The sequence below is a fragment of the uncultured Pseudokineococcus sp. genome, from assembly GCF_947495735.1.
Taxonomy (GTDB): Bacteria; Actinomycetota; Actinomycetes; order Actinomycetales; family Quadrisphaeraceae; genus Pseudokineococcus.
On record NZ_CANMAA010000001.1, the window covers coordinates 232526 to 257693 of the forward strand.

Annotated in this window: 20 protein-coding genes and 1 other RNA gene; 16 read left to right on the forward strand and 5 right to left on the reverse strand. The window is 77.7% G+C overall.

Features of this window, described 5'->3' with window-relative positions; all coding sequences use genetic code 11:
* The first annotated feature begins 44 nt into the window (after window positions 1–44).
* The gene (locus Q0848_RS00935) at window positions 45–3560 is read left to right on the forward strand and encodes a UrvD/REP family ATP-dependent DNA helicase (RefSeq protein WP_299033496.1); all 3516 of its coding nucleotides are present in this window, start codon (window positions 45–47) and stop codon (window positions 3558–3560) included.
* A complete protein-coding gene (locus Q0848_RS00940; RefSeq protein WP_299033498.1) occupies window positions 3557–7174 on the forward strand; it encodes a UvrD-helicase domain-containing protein in 3618 nt (1205 codons plus the stop codon). The genes Q0848_RS00935 and Q0848_RS00940 overlap by 4 nt, the downstream gene beginning before the upstream one ends.
* Before the next feature lie 42 nt (window positions 7175–7216).
* Here the strand turns inward: Q0848_RS00940 and Q0848_RS00945 are convergent, their stop codons facing one another.
* Window positions 7217–8233, reverse strand: coding sequence for an endonuclease/exonuclease/phosphatase family protein (locus Q0848_RS00945; RefSeq protein ID WP_366146363.1), 1017 nt, complete (start codon window positions 8231–8233; stop codon window positions 7217–7219).
* The gene (locus Q0848_RS00950) at window positions 8131–9060 is read right to left on the reverse strand and encodes a phosphotransferase (protein ID WP_299033502.1); all 930 of its coding nucleotides are present in this window, start codon (window positions 9058–9060) and stop codon (window positions 8131–8133) included. Before Q0848_RS00950 ends, Q0848_RS00945 begins: the two co-directional genes overlap by 103 nt.
* 169 nt (window positions 9061–9229) lie before the next feature.
* On the opposite strand from Q0848_RS00950, the gene nudC reads away from it, so the two are divergent.
* Window positions 9230–10186, forward strand: coding sequence for an NAD(+) diphosphatase (gene nudC / locus Q0848_RS00955; RefSeq protein WP_299033503.1), 957 nt, complete (start codon window positions 9230–9232; stop codon window positions 10184–10186).
* Between the two features lie 69 nt (window positions 10187–10255).
* Here nudC and Q0848_RS00960 read toward each other — a convergent pair whose 3' ends face one another.
* Window positions 10256–10969 (reverse strand): hypothetical protein, encoded by a 714-nt coding sequence (locus tag Q0848_RS00960; protein WP_299033505.1) that lies wholly within the window; start codon window positions 10967–10969, stop codon window positions 10256–10258.
* Window positions 10970–11133: 164 nt separating this feature from the next.
* Window positions 11134–11397: a mycoredoxin gene (locus tag Q0848_RS00965; protein ID WP_299033507.1), complete on the reverse strand. Its 264-nt coding sequence runs from the start codon at window positions 11395–11397 to the stop codon at window positions 11134–11136.
* A 238-nt stretch (window positions 11398–11635) separates the two neighbouring features.
* On the opposite strand from Q0848_RS00965, the gene Q0848_RS00970 reads away from it, so the two are divergent.
* The 11 genes from Q0848_RS00970 (at window position 11636) to Q0848_RS01020 (ending at window position 22876) form a co-directional block, all read left to right on the forward strand.
* The gene (locus tag Q0848_RS00970) at window positions 11636–13771 is read left to right on the forward strand and encodes an ATP-dependent DNA helicase UvrD2 (RefSeq protein WP_299033509.1); all 2136 of its coding nucleotides are present in this window, start codon (window positions 11636–11638) and stop codon (window positions 13769–13771) included.
* A 278-nt stretch (window positions 13772–14049) separates the two neighbouring features.
* Window positions 14050–14442 carry a hypothetical protein gene (locus Q0848_RS00975; RefSeq protein WP_299033511.1) on the forward strand — a complete coding sequence of 131 codons (393 nt, stop codon included), beginning with the start codon at window positions 14050–14052 and terminating at the stop codon, window positions 14440–14442.
* A 143-nt stretch (window positions 14443–14585) separates the two neighbouring features.
* Window positions 14586–14861, forward strand: coding sequence for a WhiB family transcriptional regulator (locus tag Q0848_RS00980; protein ID WP_366146364.1), 276 nt, complete (start codon window positions 14586–14588; stop codon window positions 14859–14861).
* Between the two features lie 93 nt (window positions 14862–14954).
* Window positions 14955–15212: a hypothetical protein gene (locus Q0848_RS00985; RefSeq protein WP_299033514.1), complete on the forward strand. Its 258-nt coding sequence runs from the start codon at window positions 14955–14957 to the stop codon at window positions 15210–15212.
* Window positions 15213–15731: 519 nt separating this feature from the next.
* Window positions 15732–16436: an AIM24 family protein gene (locus Q0848_RS00990; RefSeq protein WP_299033515.1), complete on the forward strand. Its 705-nt coding sequence runs from the start codon at window positions 15732–15734 to the stop codon at window positions 16434–16436.
* Window positions 16437–16500: 64 nt separating this feature from the next.
* The gene (gene prfB / locus Q0848_RS00995) at window positions 16501–17625 is read left to right on the forward strand and encodes a peptide chain release factor 2 (protein ID WP_299033516.1); all 1125 of its coding nucleotides are present in this window, start codon (window positions 16501–16503) and stop codon (window positions 17623–17625) included.
* A gap of 334 nt (window positions 17626–17959) precedes the next feature.
* A complete protein-coding gene (ftsE, locus tag Q0848_RS01000; RefSeq protein ID WP_366146343.1) occupies window positions 17960–18757 on the forward strand; it encodes a cell division ATP-binding protein FtsE in 798 nt (265 codons plus the stop codon).
* Window positions 18754–19659, forward strand: a complete 906-nt coding sequence (ftsX, locus tag Q0848_RS01005; protein WP_299033518.1) for a permease-like cell division protein FtsX — start codon at window positions 18754–18756, stop codon at window positions 19657–19659. The genes ftsE and ftsX overlap by 4 nt, the downstream gene beginning before the upstream one ends.
* Before the next feature lie 4 nt (window positions 19660–19663).
* Window positions 19664–21073 (forward strand): M23 family metallopeptidase, encoded by a 1410-nt coding sequence (locus Q0848_RS01010; RefSeq protein ID WP_299033520.1) that lies wholly within the window; start codon window positions 19664–19666, stop codon window positions 21071–21073.
* 146 nt (window positions 21074–21219) lie between these two features.
* Window positions 21220–21735 (forward strand): SsrA-binding protein SmpB, encoded by a 516-nt coding sequence (gene smpB, locus Q0848_RS01015; RefSeq protein WP_299033522.1) that lies wholly within the window; start codon window positions 21220–21222, stop codon window positions 21733–21735.
* A gap of 67 nt (window positions 21736–21802) precedes the next feature.
* Window positions 21803–22876 (forward strand): LLM class flavin-dependent oxidoreductase, encoded by a 1074-nt coding sequence (locus Q0848_RS01020; RefSeq protein WP_299033524.1) that lies wholly within the window; start codon window positions 21803–21805, stop codon window positions 22874–22876.
* A 74-nt stretch (window positions 22877–22950) separates the two neighbouring features.
* On the opposite strand, the gene Q0848_RS01025 is transcribed toward Q0848_RS01020, so the two are convergent.
* Window positions 22951–23976, reverse strand: coding sequence for an NADP-dependent oxidoreductase (locus Q0848_RS01025; RefSeq protein ID WP_299033526.1), 1026 nt, complete (start codon window positions 23974–23976; stop codon window positions 22951–22953).
* A 192-nt stretch (window positions 23977–24168) separates the two neighbouring features.
* Between Q0848_RS01025 and ssrA the strand changes: the two genes are divergently transcribed.
* Both ssrA and Q0848_RS01035 read left to right on the forward strand, forming a co-directional pair.
* Window positions 24169–24539: a transfer-messenger RNA gene (gene ssrA / locus Q0848_RS01030) on the forward strand.
* Window positions 24540–24704: 165 nt separating this feature from the next.
* On the forward strand, window positions 24705–25157 hold the full coding sequence (locus Q0848_RS01035) for a hypothetical protein (protein WP_299033528.1): 453 nt from the start codon (window positions 24705–24707) through the stop codon (window positions 25155–25157).
* Window positions 25158–25168: the final 11 nt, after the last annotated feature.

Below are 25168 nucleotides of genomic sequence, written 5' to 3' on the forward strand. Positions count from 1 at the left end.
CGCTCCTGGGTCCGGTCGTCGGTGGCTCGTGCTTGGGTGACGGCGTGGTGGAGCAGGAGCGCGCAGCAGCCCCCCGGACCCGACCCGGCTCCGGTGCGGGGCCCGTGCGGCTCGTGCGCCGTCCCCGTGGGGCCGCCCGCCCGGTCGTCCTCGACGCCGACCAGCGCCGCGTCGTCGACGCCGCGCCCGGGTCGGGGCGGCTGGTCGTCCTGGGCGCGCCGGGGACCGGTCGCACCACCGCGCTGGTCGAGCTCGTGGCCTCCCGCGTCGAGCGCTCCGGCGCCGACCCCGGCTCGGTGCTCCTGCTCGCCCCCGGGCGGCTGGCGGCGGCCTCGCTGCGCGACCGGGTGGGCGCGCGGCTGCAGCGCACCGCCGTCGAGCCCGCGGCCCGCAGCTGGCACGCCTACGCCTTCTCCCTGCTGCGCCGCACGGCGCTCGAGCGCGGCGAGCCCTCGCCGCGGCTGGTCTCCGGTCCCGAGCAGGACAGGGTCCTGGCGGACCTGCTGTCCGGCCACGCGCACGGGCAGGGGCGTCGCCCCGGCTGGCCCGCTGCCGTCCTGCCGGCGCTGGGGCCGGCGGGCACGGGGCTGCGCGGGCTGCGCGACGAGCTGCGCGACCTCGTCATGCGCTGCCTGGAGAGGGGCACGACGGCCGAGGAGCTCGAGGAGCTGGGGCGCACCGCCGAGCGGCCGGAGTGGGTCGCGGCTGCCTCGGTGCTGGCCGAGTACGAGGAGGTGGCGGCCCTGCGCGGCGGCGGGGCGCACGACCCCTCCGCGCTCGTGGACGCCGCGGCGCGCCTGCTCGAGGACGACCCCGACGTCGCCGACGCCGAGCGCGCCCGGTGGACGCTGGTCGGGGTGGACGACCACCACGAGGCCGGCGCCGCCGTGGCGCGGCTCCTGGACGCGCTGAGCCCGGGGGGCGTCGCGCCTGACCTCGTCGTCACCGGCGACCCGGACTCCACCACGCAGTCCTTCCGCGGCGGGGACCCGGTGCACCTGGTCGAGCTGGCGTCGCGCTCGCGCGTGGTGGTGCTCGGCACCCGCCACCGCTGCGGCCCCGAGCTGGCGGCCGCCGTGCGCCGGGTGGCGGACGGCGTCCCGAGCGCGGGCCTGGTCGCCCAGCGCCGCGCCGAGCCGTCCGCGGGGCCCGCCGACGCCCCGGCGGCCTCCTCGGAGGCTGGCTCCGAGGGGGCTGGGTCCCCAGGTGCCCACGGGCCGGAGGCCGGGTCCCCGGAGTCCGGGTCCGCCGGGTCCCCTGACGCGGCGTCGCGGCCGGGCCGCCCCGCGCTCTCGCGCGCGGTGCTGGCGTCGTCCGCCGCCGAGGGCGCGTACGCGGCGCACGTGCTGCGCGAGGCGCACCTGCTGGACGGCGTGCCCTGGGGCCGGATGGCCGTCGTCGTCCGCAGCGCCGGGCGCACGGGGAGCCTGCGCCGGGCGCTGGCCGGCGCGGGGGTCCCCGTGGGGGAGACCGGCCCCGGCGTGCCCGTGCGCGACGAGCCCGCCGTCCGCCCGCTCCTGCTGGCGCTCGCGGTGGCCCTGGACCTGCGCGCCGGCACGCGCGAGCACCTCGACGCCGACGCGGCCGTCGCCCTGCTCACCTCGCCCCTCGGCGGCGCCGACCCGGTCTCGCTGCGCCGGCTGCGGCGCCGGCTGCGGGCGCTGGAGCGCGAGGTGGCGCCCGCGGGGGTCGTCCGCAGCAGCGACGAGCTCCTCGTCGGCCTCCTGGCCGACGAGGCGGGCCCGGTGGCGGCGCGGGTGCTCGCCGAGGACGACCGCGACGTCGCCCCCGCGGCGGCCGTGCTGGGCGTCCTGCGCGCCACGCGGGCGGCCCTGCCGCCCCTCGAGGTGCTGGAGCCCGACACCTCCGCCGGGGCGCGGACGCCGGGGCACCCGCCCCCGGGGGCCGCCGACCCGGGCGACGCCGAGGAGGTCCTGTGGGCGCTGTGGTCGGCCAGCGGGCTCGGTCCGCGCTGGCGCGACCAGGCCCTGGCCGGCGGTGCCGCGGGGCGCCGCGCCGACCGCGACCTCGACGCCGTCGTGGCGCTCTTCGAGGCCGTCGCCCGCTTCGCCGACTCCGCCGTCGTGCGCGGGCCGCGCGCGCTGCTCGCCCAGCTCGCCGGGCAGGACCTGCCGGCCGACACCCTCGCCGAGCGGGCGCCCGCGGGCGGCAGCGTCGCCCTGCTGACGCCGCAGGCCGCGGCGGGCGGCGAGTGGGACCTCGTGGTGGTCGCCGGGCTGCAGGACGGCGTGTGGCCGGACACCCGCGTGCGCGACGGCCTGCTCGGCGCCCAGGCGCTCGTCGACCTGCTCGCCGGGCGCGGCGACGGCTCGTCCCGGGGGCCCGGCGTCCGCGCGCAGGTGCTGGCCGACGAGCGCCGGCTCCTGCACGTCGCCGTCTCCCGGGCCCGCCGGCGGCTGGTCTGCACCGCTGTGGCGGACGGCGACCAGCGCCCCTCGCCCTTCCTCGACGTCGTCGTGCCGCCCCTCCCTCCCGCCCCGGGAGCCGAGGCCGACGCCGACGTCGAGGAGCGCACGCGCGTGCCGCGCCAGGTGTCGCTGCCGGCGCTCGTGGCCGAGCTGCGCCAGGTGCTCACCACGCCCGACGGCGGGCGGGACGGCTCCGGGCGCGCCGTGGACGGCGACCGCCGCGCCGCCGCCGCGGTCGAGCTGGCCCGCCTGGCGGCCGCCGGCGTCCCGGGGGCCGACCCCGACGACTGGTACGGCCTGCCCCCGCTCAGCGACCCCGGGCCGCTGCACCCCGGCGACGAGCGCGTGCCCGTCTCGCCGTCCAAGGTCGAGCAGCACGGCGCCTGCCCCCTGCGCTGGGTCCTCGAGGCCTCGGGCGCGCTCGCGCAGGAGTCGTCCTCGGCCGGGGTGGGCACGCTGGTGCACGACATCGCGGCGCACGCCCCCGACGCGGACCGCGCCGCGCTGGGCGCCGAGCTGGACCGCCGCTGGCACGAGCTCGGCGCCCCGGACACCTGGCCGGGCCGCCGGGAGCGGGCCCGCGCGGAGAAGATGCTCGACAACCTCGCGCCCTACCTGGCGACGTCCGGCGGGCGCGAGCTCGTCGGCACGGAGGTCGAGCTGCGCGTCGCCGTCGGGCGGGCCCTGCTCACCGGACGGGTGGACCGCCTGGAGCGCGACGACCAGGGCCGCCTCGTCGTCGTGGACCTGAAGACCGGGAGCGCGGCGAAGAAGGACGACCTCGCGCAGCACCCGCAGCTGGGCACCTACCAGGCGGCGGTCGAGGCCGGGGCCTTCGACGAGGTCGTCGCGCCCGCGGAGCCGGCGAGCGCGTCGCAGGAGCCGCTCGCGCGCCGCAGCGGCGGCGCGCGGCTCGTCAACGTGCACCCGAGCCGGGCCAAGCACGCCGAGCAGGCGCAGCCGCCGCTGGAGGCGGCCGAGGACCCGGGGTGGGCGCGCGACCTCGTCCTGCGCACGGCGGAGGGCATGGCGGGCGCCGTCTTCCCCGCCCAGGACGGCCCGACGTGCCGCACGTGCCCGGTGCGCACCTCCTGCCCCGTGCGCGCCGAGGGCCGGCAGGTGGCCCCGTGAGCCCGGCCGCGGGTCGTCCGTCCGGCGACGGCGACCAGCTGCTGCTCGAGCTGCCCGGTGAGGAGCCCGCGCCCGCCGCTCCGTCGCTGGACGCGCTGGCGGTGGCGCGGCTCCTGCGGCGCCACCCGCCCACGCCCGAGCAGCGCGCGGTCGTCGAGGCCGGGCTGGAGCCCCTGCTCGTCGTGGCGGGCGCCGGGTCCGGCAAGACGGAGACGATGGCGGCGCGGGTGGTCCAGCTCGTGGTGTCCGGCCAGGTGGCCCCCGACCGGGTGCTCGGCCTCACCTTCACCCGCAAGGCCGCCGGCGAGCTGGCCGAGCGGGTGCGCGTGCGCCTGCGCGGGCTGCGGGCCGCTCTGGCGGCGCGCGGGGACGGCGCGCTGGTGGTGCCCGAGGGCGAGCCCGTCGTGGCCACCTACCACTCCTACGCCGCGGGCGTCCTGGCCGAGCACGGCCTGCGCGTCGGCGTCGAGCCGGGCGCGCGGGTGCTGGGGGAGGCGGCGGCCTGGCAGCTGGCGTCGGAGGTGGTCGAGCGGTGGACGGGCGACCTGCCCGGCGTGGACTCCGCCGTCTCGACGGTCGTGCAGGGGGTCCTCGCGCTGGCCGCGGAGGGCGCCGAGCACCTCGTGGAGCCCGAGGCGCTGGACGCCGCCCTCGGCGAGGTGCTGGAGCGGGTGGGCTACCTGCCCAAGGACGACGCCGGCGGTGCGCCGGCCCGGCCGACGCCGTCCTCGCCGGTCGGCAGGGCCGTCTCGGCGCTGCGGGCCCGCCGCGCGCTCGTGCCGCTGCTGCACGCCTACGCCGAGCGCAAGGCCGCCGCCGAGGCGCTGGACTTCGGCGACCAGGTGCGCCTGGCCGCCCGGGCGGCCGCCCGCGCCCCGGCCGTCGGCGCGGTCGAGCGCGGGCGCTACGACGTCGTGCTGCTCGACGAGTACCAGGACACCAGCCACGCCCAGCTCGAGCTGCTGCGCCACCTGTTCGGCGGCGGGCACCCCGTCACGGCGGTCGGGGACCCGCACCAGTCCATCTACGGGTTCCGCGGGGCGAGCGCGGGGACGCTCGAGCGCTTCCCGGCCCAGTTCCCGCGGGCGGACGGCGCGCCGGCGCCGGTGCTGCACCTGTCGACGAGCTGGCGCAACGACGAGGAGGTCCTCGTCGCCGCCAACGCGGTCTCCGCGCCCCTGCGCGGTCCGGTCCCCGACCCGGTGGGCACCGACCCGGTGGACGCCGACCCGGTGGACGCCGCGCCCGTGGGCACCGACCCGGTGGGCACCGACCCGGTGGACGCCGCGCCGGTGGTGCCCGCTCCGGCCGGAGCCGACCCGGCGACCGGCAGCGGGCCCGCGGTCCCCGGCCCCGGTCGGTCCCGCGGCACCGGTGCACCGCTGGTGCCGCCGCTGGCCGCGCGGCCGGAGGCCGGGCGCGGCGAGGTCCGCGCGTCGTGGAGCGCGACGTCGGTCGCGGAGGCCGACGCGCTCGCCGAGGGCGTCGAGCGCGCGTGGCGGGCTCCGGGCGGGCAGCCGACGGCGGCCGTCCTGTGCCGTCGGCGCGCCCAGATCCCGGCCGTCGAGCAGGCCCTGCGGGCGAGGGGGCTGCCCGTCGAGGTCGTCGGCATGGGCGGGCTGCTGGAGCGGCCCGAGGTCCTGGACGTCCTCGCGGTGCTGCGCGTGCTGCACGACCCGGGGCGCGGCGACGCCCTCGCGCGGCTGCTCACCGGGCCGCGCTGGCACCTCGGGCCCCGCGACCTGCGCGCCCTGGGGCGGTGGGCCCGTCGCCTCGCGGACGACCCCGTCGGTGCGGTCGAGCCCGCCCCGGAGGCCGACCCCGCCGGCGAGGTCGGGCCCGAGGGGGTGCCGTCGGCCGAGGACGCCGGGGCTCCGGGGACCCGCCGCGACCGGCCGGAGCCCTCGGAGGCCGCGGGGCTCGTCGAGGCGCTGGCCGCCCTGGCGGGAGACCGCCCGGGCAGCGGCCCGCAGCGCGGGCTCTCGCCCGAGGGCCACCGGCGCCTCGTCCGGCTGGCCCGCGAGCTCGCGGGCCTGCGCGCGCGCAGCGGCCAGCCGTTGCCCGACCTCGTGGCCGACGTCGTCCGCACGACCCACCTCGACGTCGAGCTCGCCGCGGCCCCCGGGGCCTCGCCGTCGTCGGCGCGCGCGCAGCTGGACGCGCTCACCGAGGTCGCGGCGTCCTTCACCGAGTCGGCCCGGGGCGCGTCGCTCGGCGGCTTCCTCGCCTGGGTCGACGCCGCGGCCGCCCGGGAGCGCGGTCTGGAGCAGGCCGAGGAGGACGACCCCGTCGGGGAGCCCGACGAGGTCGAGCCCAGCCGCACCGCGGTGCAGGTCCTCACGGTGCACGCGGCCAAGGGCCTGGAGTGGGACGTGGTCGCGGTCCCGGGCCTGGCCGAGGGCACGTTCCCCAGCCGGGTGGGCGGGGGGCGCGCCGGGGCTCCGGACACCGGGTCCGGCTGGCTCGTCGGGCTCGACGCGCTGCCGTACGACCTGCGGGGCGACGCCGCGTCGCTGCCGCGCTGGCAGTGGGGCACGGCGCGCTCGCTGGAGGAGCTCACCGCGCGCACGACGGCCTTCCAGCAGGACTGCGGCGCCCACGCCGTCGACGAGGAGCGCCGGCTCGCCTACGTGGCCCTGACCCGCGCCCGGCACCTGCTGCTGCTCTCGGGGGCCTCCTGGACGCCGGGCCGCAAGACCCCGGTGCGCCCCTCGCGCTTCCTGCTCGAGGTGGCCGCGGCCCTCGGTCCCGACGTCCTGGCCGACCTCGAGCGCTCGGCGGCGGAGACGGGCGAGGGCGCGCCGCCCCCGGACGCCGTCACGGCGCCCTGGCCCGACCCCTCCGGGCCGCCGGAGGCGCTGCGCGGCGCGGCGGAGGCCGTCCGCGCCGTGCTGGCCGGCGCGTCGTCCGGAACGGCGCCGCTCGGTGAGCAGCCGGCTACGGAGTGGACGCGCGAGGTCGACCTGCTGCTCGCCGAGCGGGCGGCCGCTCGCCGGCCGGTGCGCGACGTCGAGCTGCCGGCGCACCTGTCGGCCTCCCGCGTCGTCGCGATGGCGCGCGACCCGCAGGCGCTGGCGCTCGCGGTGCGCCGCCCGATGCCCGCGCCCCCGGCGCGCGCGGCGCGGCGCGGCACCGCCTTCCACGCCTGGCTGGAGCAGCGCTGGGGGGCGGCGGCGCTCGTCGACCTGGACGACCTGCCGGGCGCGCAGGACGAGGGGGCGGCCGACGACGCCGCGCTTCCCGCCCTGCAGGCGGCCTTCGAGGCGTCCGAGTGGGCCTCGCGGGTGCCCGTGGCCGTCGAGGTGGCCGTGGAGACCCCCGTGGACGGGACCGTGCTGCGCGGTCGCGTCGACGCGGTCTTCCGGACGCCGTCGGGCGGCTACGAGGTCGTCGACTGGAAGACGGGCCGCCCGCCGGGGGCGGGGGACGAGCGCGCCGCCGCGGTGCAGCTCGCCGTCTACCGCCTGGCCTGGTCGCGCGTCGTCGGCGTCCCCCTGGAGGACGTCTCCGCGGCCTTCTTCTACGCGGCCACCGGGAGCACGGTCCGCCCGGTCGAGGGCCTCGACGAGCAGGCGCTCCTGGCGGTGCTGCGCAGCGCCCCGCTCGAGGGCTGAGCCGGGGGGCCGGCCGGGGGACGGCTCGCCGCAGTGCGCCGCTCAGCGGTGGGTCGGGACCTCGAGGTCGACGCACAGGGCGCGGTGGTCGCCCACGCCCAGGTCGAGGGCCACCTCGCCGGTCCGCCACGGCAGCAGGGCGGAGCCGCGGCGGTCGCCCAGCGGCGGCAGGGCGAGCACGTGGTCGAGCTGCCGCTTCGGCGAGGGCAGCGGGTAGGTGTCCCGCGTGACGAGCGCCCGGGCGCGCAGCAGGCGCGACGGGGCGGCGCCCGGGAGGTTCAGGTCGCCCACGAGCAGCACGGGGCCGGGCAGGCGGGCGGCCCACGTGCGCACGGCCCGCAGCTGGCGCACCGCGACGGGCGGCGCGAAGGAGAGGTGGGCGGCCACGACGGTCACGCCGTCGAGCTCGGCGGCCACGGCCACGCGCGGCTCGTCCTGGACGACGAGCACACCGGGGCGCCCGGAGTCCGGGTGCCGCACGGGCAGGGGCAGCGGGAAGCCGCCCGCTCGCAGCGGCAGGGCGCTCCAGCGGCGCACCGGCCGGCGCACGAGCAGGGCGGTGCCGTAGCGCGGCTGCTCGTCCTCGGGCCACAGCGGGTCCTCGAGCCGGCCGGCGACGGGCAGCTGCTCGCCGCCCGACCCGGGGACGCCGAGCACCGTGGGGGCGAAGCGCCAGTCGACCTCGCCGCCGGCGGCCGCCAGGACGCGCGCCACGACGGCGGGCTGGTGGACCCCGCCGGAGCGGGCGGCGCCCACGTCGAGCTCCTGCACGGCGAGGACGTCGGGCGCGACGTCGACGAGGGCGGCCAGGGCGGCCCCGAGCGCGTCGGGGTCGCGCAGGTGGCTCCCGAGCGAGGGCTCGGTCGCCCCCTCGACGGGGGCGTCCGGCTCGGGAGCGCCGGCCGCGGTCCCCGGTCCGCGGCCGGAGGCGATGTTGGCGGTGGCGACGCGCAGCCTCAGAGCGCCTCGCCCCCGACGTCGGAGTCCAGGTCGCGCAGCATCTGCACGGCGTCGTCGACGACGCCCGCGTCGTCCGTGCGCACGCCGTGGAGCAGCCAGCGGACGAGCGCGACCTCGCCGGAGAGCTGCGCGCGCACCGGCAGGTGCCGGTCCGGCGGCTCGTGGCGGGCGACCGCGTAGGCCTCGAGCACCGTGTCGAGCGCGTCGGTGTCGGCGCCGACGGCGACCCAGGCGAGGTCGTCGGCCGGGTCGCCGACCCGGGCCTCGCCCCACTCGACGACGGCGACGACGTCCCGCCCCTCGGCGAGCACGCGCTCGGGGGTCAGGTCCCCGTGGACCAGGCACGGCGAGAAGCGCCAGCGGCCGACGTCCTCGGTGGCCTTCTCCCACCGGCTCAGCAGGCCGGGGGGCACCTGCCCGGTGCTCGCGGCGCGGTCCAGCTCCACCAGCCGGCGCTCGCGGTGCTCCTCGGCGGTGTAGGCCGGGAGCCCGACCTCCTCGGCCGTCGAGGGCGGCAGGTCGTGCAGGCGGCCCAGCGCGGTGCCGAGGGAGGACGACAGCCCGGGGCCCGGGCGGAGGTCGCCGGGGTGCAGCGGGCGCCCGGGCGGTCGGCGGTGGATCACCGCGCGACCGCCCCCCTTGAGGGAGGCGGACCCGACGAGGTCGGGGACGGCGAACGGGAGGACGTCCTCGCCCAGCGAGCTGAAGCGGCGCAGCAGCGAGGACTCCTGGTCGAGGAGCAGGCCGGAGGCGGCGTCCAGCGGGGCGCGCACCACCCACTCGCTCCCGGAGGCGTCGGTGACGACGGCGGCGTCGACGTCCTCGCCGACGCCGTCCTCGACGCCGGCCCGCCGCGTCCCCTGCAGCACCAGCCCGGGGACGGCGGCGCTGGCGAGGGCCGCGAGCACGAGGGGGGAGCGGGGCACCGGCACACGGTAGACGCCCGCGGGGGCCCCGCACCTCCGGGCGGGGAGACGAGCGCCGTCGCCGGGCTCCCCCGCCCGAGCGCGGGTCCGGGCGCCCCGCCCCCGGCCCGTCGGCCGGCCGCGGGGCCCGGGCCCGGTGGCCCCGCGCGGTCCCGCCTACGGTGGCGTGGTGAGCCCGCTGCGCAGCCTCCTGCTCTCCCGCTCGACGGTGGACCGGGACGGTGAGCGGCGCACCGACCCCGAGCTGCTGGCCGCCCTGTGGGCCGACCAGGCCACCCGGGTGCTGCGGGTGCGCCCCGACGGCTCGGCGCCGGTGCGGGCACGCGCCCTGGGGTCGGCCCTCGAGCTCGTGCCCCCGCACCAGGTGGCGCGCGCGCTGCCCGAGGACGCCCCCGTGGTCTACCTGGGGCGCGAGGACGACGGCACGGCGCACGTCGCCGTCGAGGTCCCGGACGACCAGGAGGTCGCGGACGCGGCGGGGTGGCCGGTGCGCTCCGGCGACGAGGAGTGGGCCGGTCTGCGATCCGTGGCCGCCGACCTCGACGACCGGGACGCGGGGCTGCTCGTGGCCGCGGTCGGGGTCCTCAACTGGCACCGGGTGCACCCGCACTGCCCGCGGTGCGGGTCGCGCACGCGCGTCACGACGTCGGGCTGGACCCGCACGTGCGCCGTGGACGGCAGCGAGCACTACCCGCGCACCGACCCGGCGGTGATCATGGCCGTCGTCGACGGCGACGACCGCCTCCTGCTCGCCCACAACGCGCTGTGGCCGGAGGGGCGCTTCTCGGCGCTGGCGGGCTTCGTGGAGCCGGGGGAGCCGCTGGAGGCCGCGGTGCGCCGGGAGGTCCTCGAGGAGGTCGGCGTCGTCGTCGGGGAGGTCCGCTACGAGGGCAGCCAGCCGTGGCCCTTCCCCGCCTCCCTGATGCTCGGCTTCACCGCCCGCGCCGTCTCCACGGTCGTCCGCGTGGACGACGTCGAGATCTCCGACGCCCGCTGGTTCACCCGCGCCCAGCTGGCCGAGGCGGTCACCTCCGGCGAGGTGCTCCTGCCGCCGTCGACGTCGATCGCCCTGCGGCTGGTGGAGGAGTGGTACGGCGAGGAGCTCCCCGCCCGCCCGTCCTGGTGAGCGGCGCGCGGGCGGCCGCCCGGGTCGGGGGAGCCGGGGTCGGGGGAGCCGGGGTCGGGGGAGCCGGGCTCAGGCCCAGGCGCTGGGCACGTCGCCGGTGAGGAGGGCGGGCCGACGCGGGTCCTCGGCCCGCACCACGAGGTCGGCCCGCGGCGCGGGATCGGTCTCCTCGACGTAGCGCGCCCACGCGCCGGTCTGCCGCTCGGCGTCGACGGCCGGCAGCCGGCGCCGCACGGCGGCGTCGGAGACCAGCAGGTGCACGGACAGGTCGAGCGCGTCGGCGGTCTCCCACCGCAGCAGGTAGGGCCCGTCGAGCACCAGCACGGAGCCGGGCGCCGCGGTGCGCCGCGGCGCGCGGGTGGCCCGGTCCGCGGCCTCGTCCCACAGCGTCGCCAGCCACGTGCCGGCGCCCCCGGGCCCGAGCGGGTCGAGGACCTCGCGCCGCAGCCCGAGGTGGTCGGTCCACGCCTCGTAGCCGGTGCCCGGGTCGGCGGGGCCGGCCGCCAGGCGCACCGACCGCGGCCGCAGGAAGTCCCGCGCCCGCACGCGCAGGACGCCGGCGCCCTGCGCGGCGAGCGCCTCGGCGACCGCGTCGCCCACGAGCTCCCCGTCGGCGGGCACGGCCGCGTCGACGCCGACGCGCACCGCCGCCCCGGCCGCGGGGTCCGCGCGCATGGCCAGCGACGCTGTCATCGCGCGGTCGGCCACCCGCTCGGCGAGCGCCCGCACGTCGAGCGGCTCGACCGAGTCCGTCCGGTGGCTGGGCTGCTGCCGTCGGGGCACGTCCGTCCTCCTCCGCGAGCGGTCCAGCGGCCGGTGGGCGGCCGTGTCGGGTCGGCGCGGGCTGGCCCGGCCGCATGTGCGGTGCGTCTCGGCCGGGGGCCCCGCGATGCGCCGCGGCCCCGCCGCCCCGGGGGCAGCGGGGCCGGGCGCACGGCGCGAGCGGGTCAGAGGCGGCTCTTGACCTCGGCGAGCGAGGGGTTGGTGGCCGTCGTGCCGTCGGAGAACAGCAGCGTCGGGACGGTCTGGTTGCCGCCGTTCACCTCGGCGACGAAGTCGGCGGTGCCGGCGACCTCCTCGATGTTCACCTCGCGGTAGGAGATGCCCTCGCGGTCCATCTGCCGCTTGAGGTTGCGGCAGTAGCCGCACCAGCTCGTCGTGAACATGGTGACGCCGCCCTCGGCGGGGCGGTGCTCGGTGGTCGCGCTCATCGGGTCTCCTCGGGTTTGTCGCGGTCTCACGTGCTCGGCGGCGCGGTCAGCGGCGGCGGCCGGGGGCGACCGCCTGCTGCGCGCTGTCGGACCCCTCAACGCGCGGACCCCCGCACGTCATCCGCCCGCGGCACGGGCCGGCGAGGGCTCGTCCACAGCCCCTCCCGCCCGCGCGTCGTCCACCGCGGTGGTGGACGGTCCTCGACCCGCCGGCGAGCGGTGCGAGCATGGGCCCGCCATGACCGACCTCTCCGCTGCCGCCCCCCTCGCCCGCCCGGGCGACCCCGACGCCGTGCTGGAGGGGCTGGACCCCGAGCAGCGCGAGGTCGCCCAGGCCCTGTCCGGGCCGGTGCGCGTGCTCGCGGGGGCTGGCACGGGCAAGACGCGCGCCCTCACCCACCGGATCGCGCACGGCGCCCTGGCCGGGGCGTGGCAGCCCCAGCAGGTGCTGGCGGTCACGTTCACGGCCCGCGCTGCCGCCGAGATGCGCACGCGCCTGCGCGACCTCGGCGTCCCCGGCGTCCAGGCGCGCACGTTCCACGCCGCGTCGCTGCGGCAGCTGCAGTACTTCTGGCCCCAGGTGGTCGGCGGGGCGCTGCCGCCGCTGGTCGAGCACAAGGCGCAGCTGGTCGCGCAGGCCGCCTCGCGACTGCGCCTGCGGGTGGACCGCGCCGCGGTGCGCGACCTGTCGGCCGAGGTCGAGTGGGCCAAGGTCGGCATGCTGACGCCGGACGCCTACCCCGAGGAGGCCCGGCGCCGCGGGCGGGCGGCCCCCGCCGGGCTGGACCACCTCGCCGCCGCGCGCGTGCTGCGCGGGTACGAGGAGGTCAAGACCGACCGCGGCGTCATCGACTTCGAGGACGTCCTGCTGCTCATGGTCGGCGTCCTGGAGGAGCGGGAGGACGTCGCCCGCGCCGTCCGCTCGCAGTACCGGCACCTCGTCGTGGACGAGTACCAGGACGTCAGCGGGCTCCAGCAGCGCCTGCTGGAGCTCTGGCTGGGCGAGCGCGACGACGTGTGCGTCGTCGGCGACGCCAGCCAGACCATCTACTCCTTCGCGGGGGCGGACCCGAAGCACCTCCTGGAGTTCGACCGCCGCCACCCCGGCACGCGCACGGTCCGGCTCGTGCGCGACTACCGCTCCACCCCGCAGGTGGTCGGTCTCGCCAACGGCCTGCTGGACCGCGCGCCCCGCTCCGCCACCCGCGCCCGCGTGGAGCTGGTGGCCCAGCGGCCGGCCGGGCCGGCGCCGGAGTTCTGGGAGAACGCCGACGACGACGCCGAGGCGGCCCGGGTGGCCGCCTGGGTCGAGGCGCGCATCGCGGAGGGCCACCCGGCCAGCGAGATCGCCGTCCTGTTCCGCACGAACAGCCAGTCCGAGCCCCTCGAGCAGGCCCTGGCCGCCCGCGGCATCGGCTACCTGCTGCGCGGCGGTGAGCGCTTCTTCGCCCGCAAGGAGGTCCGCGACGCGGTCCTGCTGCTGCGCGGCGCTGCGCGCTCCGACGACGGCGAGCAGCCCCTGGGGGCCCTGGTGCGCGACGTCCTCTCCGGCGCCGGGTGGGCCGAGAAGGCCCCCGAGGGCTCGGGTGCGGTGCGCGAGCGGTGGGAGTCGCTCCAGGCCCTCGTCGCGCTCGCCGACGACGTCGCGGCCGCCCGCCCCGACGACCGCCTGCCGCAGCTCGTCGCCGAGCTCGACGAGCGCGCCGCGGCGCAGCACGCGCCCGTCGTCGAGGGCGTGACCCTGGCGTCCCTGCACGCCGCCAAGGGCCTGGAGTGGGACGCCGTCGTCCTCGTCGGCCTCTCCGAGGGGCTGATGCCCATCTCCTTCGCCGCTGACGACGCCGACGCCGTCGAGGAGGAGCGCCGCCTGCTGTACGTGGGCGTCACGCGCGCCCGCGAGCGGCTCGTCATCTCCTGGACCCTCTCGCGCACCCCGGGCGGGCGGGCCTCGCGCAAGCCCTCGCGCTTCCTCGACGGCCTGCGCCCGTCCTCGTCCTCCGACGCGGCGCCCGGCCGGGGCAGCGGCTCGACCCGCGGGTCGCGCTCGGGGGGCCGCCGCAGCGCCGCCCTCAGCCGGTGCCGCACGTGCGGCGAGCCGCTGACGAGCGCCGCCGCGCGCAAGACCGGCCGCTGCGAGGACTGCCCGCCCACCTACGACGAGGGCGTCTTCGAGGCGCTGCGGGAGTGGCGCTCGCGCACGGCGGCCGAGGCGAAGGTGCCCGCCTACGTCGTCTTCACCGACGCCACCCTCGTGGCGGTCGCCGAGGCGCGTCCCTCCGACACCGCCGGGCTGGCCGCCATCGCCGGCATCGGCCCCGCCAAGCTCGACAAGTACGGCGAGGACGTCCTCGCGCTGCTCGCCGCCGGCTCCTAGCCCGCGCTCCGAGCCCCCACCACGGCCCGCGGCGACGCCGCGTCTGCACGAGCGGCGGGGTCCGTCCCGCCGCTCGTGCAGGGGCTCGCGCCTCGGGCGCAGCGGCCCTCGGACGTGACCCGCGCCGTGCCCCCCGCCTCCTGCCCGACCACCGTCCGCGGGTCCGCGCGGAAAAGGCGTTGTGCGCGCCGCGGCGGCTCCCCTAGCGTCTGCTCCGGCAGCGCAGGAGCGCGCCCCCGCGACCGCGGGCGGCGCCCAGGTGGAGGAGGTGGTCCCCGGTGGTCAGCACGACGACGTACGACGTCCGCACGGTCGACCGCGTCGGGAACGTCCTCCCCGTCGCCGACTCCGGCACCGGTGGGGTCTGCCTCGCCCTGGCGGCCGACCGCACCGCCTCCAAGGCGGGCGGCTCGCAGATCGCCTTCATCCCGCTGGGTCTCGGAGGAGAGCTCCGTCCCCGGCGCGGCGACCGCGGCTCCGCGGAGCCCGGCGGCCGCGAGCTGACCGGCGCAGAGGTCCGCGAGGGCTCCGCGTCCTCCGGCCGCGGCAGCTCGACCTCCCACCTCATGACCGACTTCGCCCGTGTGGCGGGGGCCGTCGACGGCTTCCGCCACCTCCGCTCCTGCGGGACCCCCGTCCCCGGCAGCGCTCCGAGCGCCACGGCCCCCTAGGCCCGCGCTCGAGGCCCTGCCGAGGCCGCGGCTCCCGACCCGGGAGCCGCGGCCTCACCCGTTGCGCCGCGGCTCCTCCTGACCGCCCCCGCCCGACGACCTCGGGCAGCACGACCAGGAGAAGAACCGTGCAGCTCACGGCCATGCTCGAGCCCCCTCCCACCGGTCCGGACGACCGCGGCGCCGTCCCGTGCCGGGACGGCGACGGCGACCTGTGGTTCGCCGAGGCCCCCGCCGTCCTGGAGGAGGCCAAGACCCGGTGCGCCCCCTGCCCCCTGCGCGAGGCCTGCCTCGCCGGTGCCCTCGACCGGCGCGAGCCGTGGGGCGTCTGGGGCGGCGAGATCTTCGACGGGGGAGCCGTCATCGCGCGCAAGCGGCCCCGCGGCCGCCCCCGCAAGCACCCGGTCGCGGTCGCCTGACCGCTCCCGCCCGCTCGTCCACCAGCCCGCACACCCGCGTCGCCCCCGACCCCCGTCGGGCGCGGCGCGGGACGCCCCTGAGGAGCGCTCGCCGTGAGCACCCGCCCCGCCCGTCCTCCCGACCACCTGCCCGACCCCGCCGGGGTCCTCGCCCGGCCGACGACCCAGCCCGTCAGCTCCTCGACGCTCACCGCCCGCGCGCTGCGCGGGGCCCGGGACGAGCGGCGCCTCACCGACGCCCTGGCGCTGCGCGCCGCCGACCGGCTCGAGCGCCGGGCGCTGCGTGCCACCGAGCGCGCTGCCGGCGCCCGGCGGCGCGCGGAGACCGCCGCTGCCCTCGCCCGCGCCTGACCCGGGAGCCCGCCACCGCCGGTGGCGGGCTCTCCGTCGTCCGGGCGGCAGTCGCCCCGGCGGCGCCCTGGTGACCTGGGCCGCGGTGCATCAGGCCCGGTGCTCTGCGTCGTGGTGACCCGAACCCGTGACCCGAACCCGTGACCCGAACTCGGTGACCCGCACCCGGTGACCCGCACCCGGTGAGCCGCACCCGCTGACCCGCACCCGGTGACCCGCACCCGGTGACCCGCACCCTGGTGACCGGCACCGAGGTGACGTCCAGGGGGGTGGGGCGGCTGGTGCCACGGCACGTGAGCCGAGCAGCCCCCGCGGGGCGCGAGCCCCGCGGGAGCGCGGAGGCAGTGCCGTGGCACCAGTCGCCCCACCCCACCCAGCCCGGCGCCCGCGACGCCGCCCCGCGTCCCCTGTCCCCGTGAGCGCGCCCCCGCCCACCGGGGCCCGGGGAGCCGCTCGAGCCGGGGGAGTGCACGAGCGAAGGGCTGCCGCGGTGCCCGGGCCGCGGCTAGCGTCCGGCGCGTGCGCAGCCACCTCTTCGACCCCGCCCACGCCGAGCAGCAGACCTCGGCCCGCTGGACCCGTCAGAACCACAAGATGGCCCGGGTCGTCCTGGGCCCCGACGTGCTCGCGGCCAAGGGGGCGATGGTCGCGTTCCAGGGCGACGTCCGCTTCGACCACGAGGGCTCGGGCAGCGTCGGGCGCCTGGTGCGCCGGCTCGTGTCGTCGGCGGACACGCCGCTCATGCGCTGCTCGGGCGCGGGCGAGGTCTTCTTCGCCCGCCGGGCCGAGGACGTCTTCACGGTCGAGCTCGAGGGCGACGCCATCTCCGTCGACGGCGCGAACGTGCTGGCCTTCGACGCCGACCTGGACTGGGACGTCCGGCGCGTCCAGGGCGCCGGGACCCTCACGGGCGGTCTGTTCACCCTGGAGATCAGCGGGCGGGGCACCGTCGCCCTGACCAGCGACGGACCGCCGGTGCTGCTGGACTGCTCGCAGCAGCCCACGTCCGTGGACCTGCAGGCGGCGGTGGCGTGGTCGGCGAACCTCCGGCCGACGCTGCGCAGCAGCCTGAACGCGCGCTCGATGCTGCGGGGCGGCACCGGCGAGGCGTTCCAGTACGTGTTCTCCGGGCCGGGCTTCGTGGTCGTCCAGCCCAGCGAGGGCCAGCCGGTGCCGCAGGGCGGTGGCGGGAACGGCGGCGGCCTGGGGGACCTCTTCAGCTGACCGAGCCCTCCTGCCCGGGGCGAGGGCACGGGGCGGCGCGCCCGCCGGGCGTAGTCTCCGGTCCGTGGCTGCCGTCGACTTCCCCGCCCGGATCCGCGACCTCCGGACGACCTACGGGTCCATCCGCGACGTCACGGACGTCGAGGCGCTGCGCGCGACGATCCGCGAGCTCTCCGAGCAGGCGTCGGCGCCGGACCTGTGGGACGACGTCGACGCCGCCCAGCAGGTCACGAGCCGCCTGTCCCACGCGCAGGGGGAGCTGGACCGGATCGACCGCCTCGGCCAGCAGCTGGACGACCTCGAGGTGCTGGTCGAGATGGCGGAGGCCGCCGAGGGGGCCGAGCGCACCGAGACCCTCGCCGAGGCCGAGCGCGAGCTCGAGCAGCTGCGCACGGCGATGGCGCGGCTGGAGGTCCGCACCCTGCTGTCGGGGGAGTACGACCCCCGGGAGGCCATCGTGACGATCCGCGCGGAGGCCGGGGGCGTCGACGCCGCCGACTTCGCCGAGATGCTCCTGCGGATGTACCTGCGCTGGAGCGAGCGGCACGGCTACCCGACCGACGTCTACGACACCTCCTTCGCGGAGGAGGCGGGCATCAAGTCCGCGACCTTCAAGGTCTCGGCGCCCTACGCCTACGGGACGCTGTCGGTGGAGCAGGGCACGCACCGGCTGGTGCGCATCTCGCCGTTCGACAACCAGGGCCGCCGCCAGACGTCGTTCGCGGGCGTCGAGGTGCTGCCCGTCGTGGCCGAGACGGACGCCGTCGAGATCCCGGAGAACGACCTGCGGGTCGACGTCTTCCGCTCGTCGGGCCCTGGCGGCCAGAGCGTCAACACGACCGACTCCGCGGTGCGCCTGACCCACCTGCCCACCGGGGTCGTCGTGTCCTGCCAGAACGAGAAGAGCCAGCTGCAGAACAAGGCGGCGGCGCTGCGCGTGCTGCAGGCGCGCCTGCTCGAGCGCGCCCGCGCCGAGCGCCAGGCCGAGCTGGACGCGCTCAAGGGCGCCGACGCGGGCAGCTGGGGCAACCAGATGCGCTCCTACGTCCTGCACCCGTACCAGATGGTCAAGGACCTGCGCACCGAGCACGAGGTCGGCAACACCTCCGGCGTCTTCGACGGCGACATCGACGGCTTCCTCGAGTCGGGGATCCGCTGGCGCCGGCAGGGCGAGAAGACCTCCGCCTGACCCGGAGGCCCCTAGCACCTCCGGGAGGGCCGCGCGGGACGCCCGGCGGGTGCTGTGGGTGACGACTCCGAGCGTCACTCGTCCGGGTGAACCGCTGCCCCCGGCGGCGCCGCGGGGCGTGCGTTTCGTTGGCGGATCGTGACCGCCTGTGGAGTGCGTTTCGGCATGCGGTGTGCAAGGACGTATGGTCGTCCACGGCCAGGGAGCTGCGCGTCCGGCGCGCAGGCGGGTCGAGCAGGACGGCGGGAGACCGCCGTCCCGGAGACCCGCGTCGACGAACCACCCCGCGCACCACCCGCTGAGGACCCCGAGACCCGGCCCCGCAGGACGTGCAGTGATCCGCTTCGACGACGTCACGAAGACGTACGACCGCACCGCGCGGCCCGCCCTCGACGGCATCGACCTCGAGGTCGCCCGCGGTGAGTTCGTCTTCCTCGTGGGCGCCTCCGGCTCCGGCAAGTCGACCTTCCTCCGCCTGGTGCTCAAGGAGGACGACGCCAGCTCCGGCGCCGTGCTGGTGGCCGGCAAGGACCTGCGCCGGCTCTCCATCTGGAAGGTGCCGCACCTGCGCCGCCAGATCGGCGTGGTCTTCCAGGACTTCCGGCTGCTGCCCGGCAAGACGGTCTTCCAGAACGTGGCCTTCGCCCTGCAGGTCATCGGCCGCTCCCGCGCCTCCATCGCCGTGGCGGTCCCCGAGGTGCTCGAGCTCGTCGGGCTCGAGGGCAAGGGCGAGCGCCTCCCGCACGAGCTCTCCGGCGGCGAGCAGCAGCGCGTGGCCATCGCCCGCGCCATCGTCAACAGCCCCTCGATCCTGCTGGCCGACGAGCCGACCGGGAACCTCGACCCGACCACGAGCCTGGGCATCACGCGCCTGCTCGAGCGCATCAACGGGCGCGGCACGACCGTCGTGATGGCCACCCACGACGACGACATCGTCGACAGCATGCGCAAGCGCGTGGTCGAGCTCGTGGACGGCCGGGTGGTCCGCGACGAGCACCAGGGCGGCTACGTCACCGGCGCCGTCCCGGTCGTGCCCCCGCCGGACCTGTCCGTGGACCACCGCGGTGCGGTCTCGACGGACCTCACCGCCGACGGGCAGGCCGTCGCGGGACCGGGAGGGGGGCAGCGATGAGGTTCCAGTTCATCCTCTCCGAGATCGCCATCGGCCTGCGCCGCAACCTGGCCATGACGGTCTCCGTCGTCCTGGTCACCTTCGTGTCGCTGACCTTCGTCGGCGCCGGCGCCCTCATGCAGCAGCAGGTGTCGACCATGAAGGGCGACTGGTACGACCGCGTCCAGGTCGCGATCTTCCTGTGCACCGCGGACAGCCTGTCCGCGAGCTGCTCGGGGGCGGCCGGCGAGGAGGACAAGGCGGCCATCCAGACGGCGCTGACGTCCCCGCCCCTGTCGCAGTACGTCTCGGAGGTCCAGTTCGAGTCCAGCGACGAGGCCTACGCCCAGTTCCAGGCGCAGGACGAGCAGCTGAGCGCGTCGGTCACGCCCGACCAGCTGCCCGAGTCCTTCCGCGTCGGCCTCGTGGACCCGGAGCGCTTCGGCGTCATCAGCGAGAGCTTCCAGGGCAGCCCGGGGGTGGAGGAGGTCGTGGACCAGCGCGAGGTCCTCGAGCCCTTCTTCGCCGTCCTCAACGCCGCCACGGCTGGATCTCTGGCCCTCGCGGGTGTCATGCTGGTCGCCGCCGTGCTGCTGATCGGCACGACCATCCGGCTCGCGGCCTTCAACCGGAGGCGCGAGACGGGCATCATGCGGCTCGTGGGCGCCTCCAGCACGTTCCTGCAGCTGCCCTTCCTGCTCGAGGGCGTCATCGCCGTCTGCCTCGGGGCGGCCCTGGCGGGCGGCGTGCTGCTGCTCGCGGTCGACCGGGGCGTCACGGGCTGGTTGGCCCAGCAGGTGCCCGCGTTCGACTACATCACCGCGACCGACGTCTGGGCCACGATCCCGTGGCTCTTCCTGGGCGGCATCGTCCTGGCCAGCGTCGCCTCTCTCGTGTCCCTGTCCCGCTACCTGAAGGTCTGACTCGATGAGCCTCCCCCCCACGTCAGCGCTCGTGCGCTCTCGCTGCCTCGTCCGCCCGGTGGTGGCCGCCCTCGGCCTCGCCGTGGCCGTCGCCCTCGTGCCGGGTGGGGGCCCGGCCGCGGCGGCTCCAGCGGACGACGCCCGCGCCGAGAAGCAGGCCGTCGACTCGTCGCTGTCCGCCCTGCAGGGCGACCTGGTCGGCACGTCCGCCGAGCTCACCGCGGCCTACGCCGAGTACGCCTCCGTGCAGGAGGAGCTCCCCGGTGCCCAGGCGGCGGCGGACCTCGCGCGCCAGGTGCAGGCGCAGGCCCAGGCGGCCGCGGACGACCTCGCCCAGCGGCTGAGCGCGTCGGAGAAGGCGCAGACGGCGGCGCAGCAGTCGGTCCAGGAGACCGAGGTCGCGATGAGCGAGTCGAAGAGCTCCCTGGGCAACATCGCGGCGTCCTCCTACCGCAGCAGCGGCGTGCCCAAGGGCCTCGCTCTCGCGATGGGCTCCAGCGACCCCGACGACTTCGCCTCGCGCACGGCAGCCGTCTCCGGCCTGTCGGCCGCCGAGGCCGACGTCCTCGCGGCCCTCAGCTCGGACGAGGCGGTGCGCCAGAGCGCGACCAACCGCCTCGTGGCCGTCCGCGAGCAGGTGGCCGGGCTCAAGGCCGAGGCCGAGGCCCAGCTCGCCGTCGCCACCGAGGCCACGCAGGCCGCCGAGCAGCGGCAGGCCGAGGTCGAGGCCCTCGTCGTCCGCCAGCAGCAGGCCGTCGCCACCATCGAGTCGCGGCAGGCGGAGGAGGAGGCGCGGCTGCAGGAGCTGCAGTCCGAGTCCGACTCCCTGGGTGCGCAGCTTCGCGCCATCGCCGAGGAGGAGCGTCGCAAGGAGGCCGAGGCGGCTGCGGCGGCCGCCGCGGCGCAGGCGGCGGAGGCTGCCCGCAGCAGCAGCAGCTCGTCCGGCTCCAGCTCGTCCAGCTCGGCCTCCAGCGCGCGCGCGGCCGCTCCCTCGGCCGTCAGCCGCAGCGCGGGGCGCGACAGCGGCGGCGCGCTGATGCGCCCGCAGGGCTCGGTCACCTCGCCCTTCGGCATGCGGATGCACCCGATCAAGGGCTACATGCGCATGCACAACGGCGTGGACTTCGCCTCGGGCTGCGGCACGCCGATCCGGGCGGCCGAGGACGGCACCGTCGTCTCGGCCAGCTACAACGGCAGCTACGGCAACATCATCGTGCTCAACCACGGCATCGTCAGCGGCCAGCCCGTCGCGACGGCGTACGCGCACCTGCAGAGCTTCGCGGTGCGCTCGGGCCCGGTCTCCCGCGGCGACGTCATCGGCTACGAGGGCACGACGGGCGGCTCGACCGGCTGCCACCTGCACTTCGAGGTCCGCATCAGCGGTTCCCCCGTCGACCCCCTGAACTGGGTCTGACGCGACCGCCCGTCCCGGCGTCGCCGCGACGGGACTCGTAGACTCAGCAGCCAGACGCCGCGACGCCGGCGGTCCGCCCCGGACCGCCGGCGTCCGGCCGTCCGGGGGTCGACGGCCCCCGGACCGCAGGAGGAGGAGGTGCCGCCATGGCGAGGGCTGGGCACAAGACCGCGCAGAAGAAGGGCGGGCGCGGAGACGACGGCCGCCTCGTCGTCGCGTCCAACCGCCGCGCGCGGCACGACTACCACCTCTCGGAGACGTGGGAGGCGGGGATCGTGCTGTCGGGCACCGAGGTGAAGTCCCTGCGGGCCGGGCGGGCCTCGCTGCTCGACGGCTTCGTCTCGGTGGACCGCGGTGAGGCGTGGCTGGAGGCGGTCCACATCCCCGAGTACACGCTGGGCACCTGGACCAACCACCCGGTGCGGCGCCGCCGCAAGCTCCTCCTGCACAAGCTCGAGATCGAGAAGATGGCCGCCGAGATCCGCGAGGGCGGCATGACAGTGGTGCCCCTGCAGCTGTACTTCACCGGCGGCCGCGCGAAGGTCGAGATCGCGCTGGGGCAGGGCAAGAAGAACTGGGACAAGCGGCAGACGCTGCGCGAGCGGCAGGACACCCGCGAGGCCCAGCGGGCCATCTCCCTGCGCGTCCGCCAGGGGGAGTGAGCCCGGCGCGCGCGGCAGCCCGCGCGGCGGGCGGGACGGGCACCGGGACGACACGACGAGGACGACGATGAGCAGCACGAGCACCTCCGGCCCCGCCCTCGAGCTGGGCATCACGACCTTCGCCGAGACGTACCCGGACCCGAGCACCGGGCGCCTGCTGTCGCACGGCGAGCGCCTGCGCCAGGTCGTCGCGGAGGTCGAGCTCGCGGAGGCGGTGGGCCTCGACGTGTACGGCGTCGGGGAGCACCACCGGGCCGACTTCGCGGCGTCGTCACCGGCGGTCGTGCTGGCGGCCGCGGCGGCGAGGACGAGCCGCATCCACCTGACGAGCGCCGTCACCGTCCTGTCCTCGGACGACCCCGTGCGCGTCTACCAGGACTTCGCGACGCTCGACCTGCTCTCGCAGGGGCGCGCGGAGGTCATCGCGGGGCGCGGCTCCTTCATCGAGTCCTTCCCGCTCTTCGGGTACGACCTCGGCGACTACGACGAGCTCTTCGCCGAGAAGCTCGAGCTGCTGCTGGCCATCCGCGCGGCGGCGGGCGACGGCGAGCCGGTCACCTGGTCGGGCAGGCACCGCCCCGCGCTGCGCGGTGTCGAGGTGCACCCCCGCACCGAGGGCCACGACCTGCCGGTGTGGGTGGGCGTCGGCGGCAACCCGCAGTCGGTCGTGCGCGCCGGGGTGCTGGGTCTGCCCATGGCCCTGGCCATCATCGGCGGCCGGCCGGCCCAGTTCGCCCCCCTCGCCGACCTGCACCGGCGAGCGGTCGCCGAGGCCGGCCACGACCCGCTGCCGGTCGCCGTGCACGCGCACGGCTTCGTGGGGGAGAGCACGTCGGCCGCGGCCGACACCTACTACCCCTCGTACGCGGTGGCCATGTCGCAGCTCGGCCGCGAGCGCGGGTGGGGAGCCATGACGCGGCGGAGCTTCGACGAGATGCGCGCCCCGCAGGGCTCGCTCGTCCTCGGCGACCCGCGGGAGGTGGCCGACAAGATCCTCGCGATGCGGCGCGACCTCGGCATCACGCGCTTCCTGCTGCACGTGAGCGTCGGCACGCTCCCGCACGAGCAGGTGCTGCGCGCCATCGAGCTGCTGGGCACCGAGGTCCGGCCCCTGGTCGAGCGGGCGCTGGCTCCCGCCTGACGACCGAGGAGCGCACCCGGACCGCGCCGCGGGGCGGTCCGGGCGGCGCTGGACCTGGGTCCCCGGCGGCGAGCTCAGGCGTCCGGGGCCAGGCGGACGAGCATCTTGCCCGTGTTGGCGCCGGACAGGACGCCGAGGAACGCCTCGAACGCGCTCTCGACGCCGTCGGTCACGGTCTCGCGGTGCACCAGCTCGCCCCGCGCGAGCCAGCCCGCCATCTCGCGGGTGAACTCCTCGGTGCGCTCGAGGTGGTCGGTGACGATGAAGCCCTCCAGGCGCAGCCGCTTGCCGATGGCGACGCCCAGCGTGCGCGGGCCCGCCGGTGCCGACGTCGCGTTGTAGCCGGAGATCGCCCCGCACAGGGCGACGCGCCCGTGGTCGCGCATGCGGGGGAGGGCGGCCTCGAGCATCGGCCCGCCGACGTTGTCGAAGTAGACGTCGGCGCCCTCGGGCAGCAGGCGGCCCAGCAGCTCGCCTGCCCCGGCGCTGCGGTGGTCCGCGGCGTCGGTGAAGCCGGCCTCGGCGAGCAGCCAGCGCACCTTCTCCTCCCCGCCGGCGGTGCCGACGACCGCGCCGGCGCCCTTGAGCCGCGCCACCTGACCGGCCACGGACCCGACGGCGCCCGCCGCCCCCGAGACGAGCACGACGTCGCCCTCCCGCATCTGCGCGACGTCCAGGACGCCGACGTAGGCGGTCAGGCCCGTCGTGCCGAGGACCCCGAGGTACGCCTGCGCCGGGGCGAGGTCGGCGTCGACGACCCGGACGGCGCCGGCGGGCAGCACGGCGCGCTCGCGCCAGCCGCGGTCGTGGAGGACGACGTCGCCCTCGGAGACGCCCTCGACGCCGTCGCCCACCAGCTCGACCACGCCGACGGCGCCGCCCGTCATCGGCTCGCCGATCGCGAACGGCGGCACGTAGGAGGGCCGGTCGTCCATCCGGCCGCGCATGTAGGGGTCGACGGACAGCCACGTGTTGCGCACGCGCACCTCGCCCGGCCCCGGGTCCGGGACCTGCACCTCGTCGAGGCGGACGTCGGTGCGGGCGGGCTCGCCCTGGGGGCGGGCGGCGAGGGACCACTGGCGGCTCGGTGCGGGGCTCATCCTCCGACGCTACGTCGCCCCCGCCGGCCCGGCGTCGCCGAGGGCTGCCCGGGTGGTGGCCGGGAATCCGGGGTGACCGGGAGCCGTTGTGCGCAGTACAGTCGGAGAGCCCAGCGGGCACCCGGGGGACCGGGTCCGGCTGGACCGGTGGCGCGGCGCGAGAGCGGCGGGCGGCCGGGGACAACTCCACAGGGGGGTGACAGGTTTCGACGTCGTTCTCTGAACCAGGGGAAGCGGGTCGAGGATGCAAGGTCAACTCGTTGATGCTCCTTGCAAACCTATAGGTGCCGATTCCAAGCGCACCGACTTCGCCCTCGCCGCCTGAGCGAGGAGTAGAGGTCCGTCGGTCTGAGAGTGCTCTCGACTCAGTAACCGGCGTCAGCTAGAGAGCCACTGGGTGCGGTCCTCGCCATCGGGGCCGCTCCGACATCCAGATGGCTGGGCCTGGGTCAGCGGCGCGCCTGCGCGATCGCTGGGGCCGAGAAACTCCCGAGCAGGCTGCACCCGGAGAAGCCCTGGTGATGCGACGACGGACCCGGGTTCGATTCCCGGCACCTCCACCCCTGGGGCCACCGCTGCGAGGCGGCGGCCCGTGCGACACCGAGAGGCCCACCCCACCAGGGGTGGGCCTCTCGTCGTGCGCCCACCTCGTGCGGCGGGCGCCCGTGCGGTAGGCAGGGTGCGCCTCCCGTCCCGGTGGGCGGACCCGAGGGCACGAGGAGCACCCGATGGCCGACGACACGACCACCGCCGACGACAGGACCACCGCGGACGACCCGTACGGCCCGTCCGGCGCCCCGCCCCGGACGCGGCTCGGGCTGGTGGCGACCCTCGTCGAGGTGGTCCGCCTGCCGCTGGACCTGCTGCGCGCGCTGGTGGTCCTCGTGCGGCTGCCCGTCGACGTCGTCCTCCTGCTCGGCTACCTGGTCCGCGAGGCCCCGGAGCTGCTGCGCGACGTCCGCAGCACGGTCAACGACGTCGCGCGGCTCGTCCACCACGGCGAGCGCGGAGGCGCCCTCCAGGAGCTGCTCGACGAGCTCGCCCGCGCCGCCCGGGCCGACAGCGCGGGCAGCCTCACCCACCTGCTGCGCTCCGCCGGCGACCTGGCGGCGGCGCGGGCGGAGTCGGAGCGGCGGCGCCTCGCCGCGGGCGTCCTGCCGCCGGGCTCGGACGGCGGCTGAGCCCACCGGGA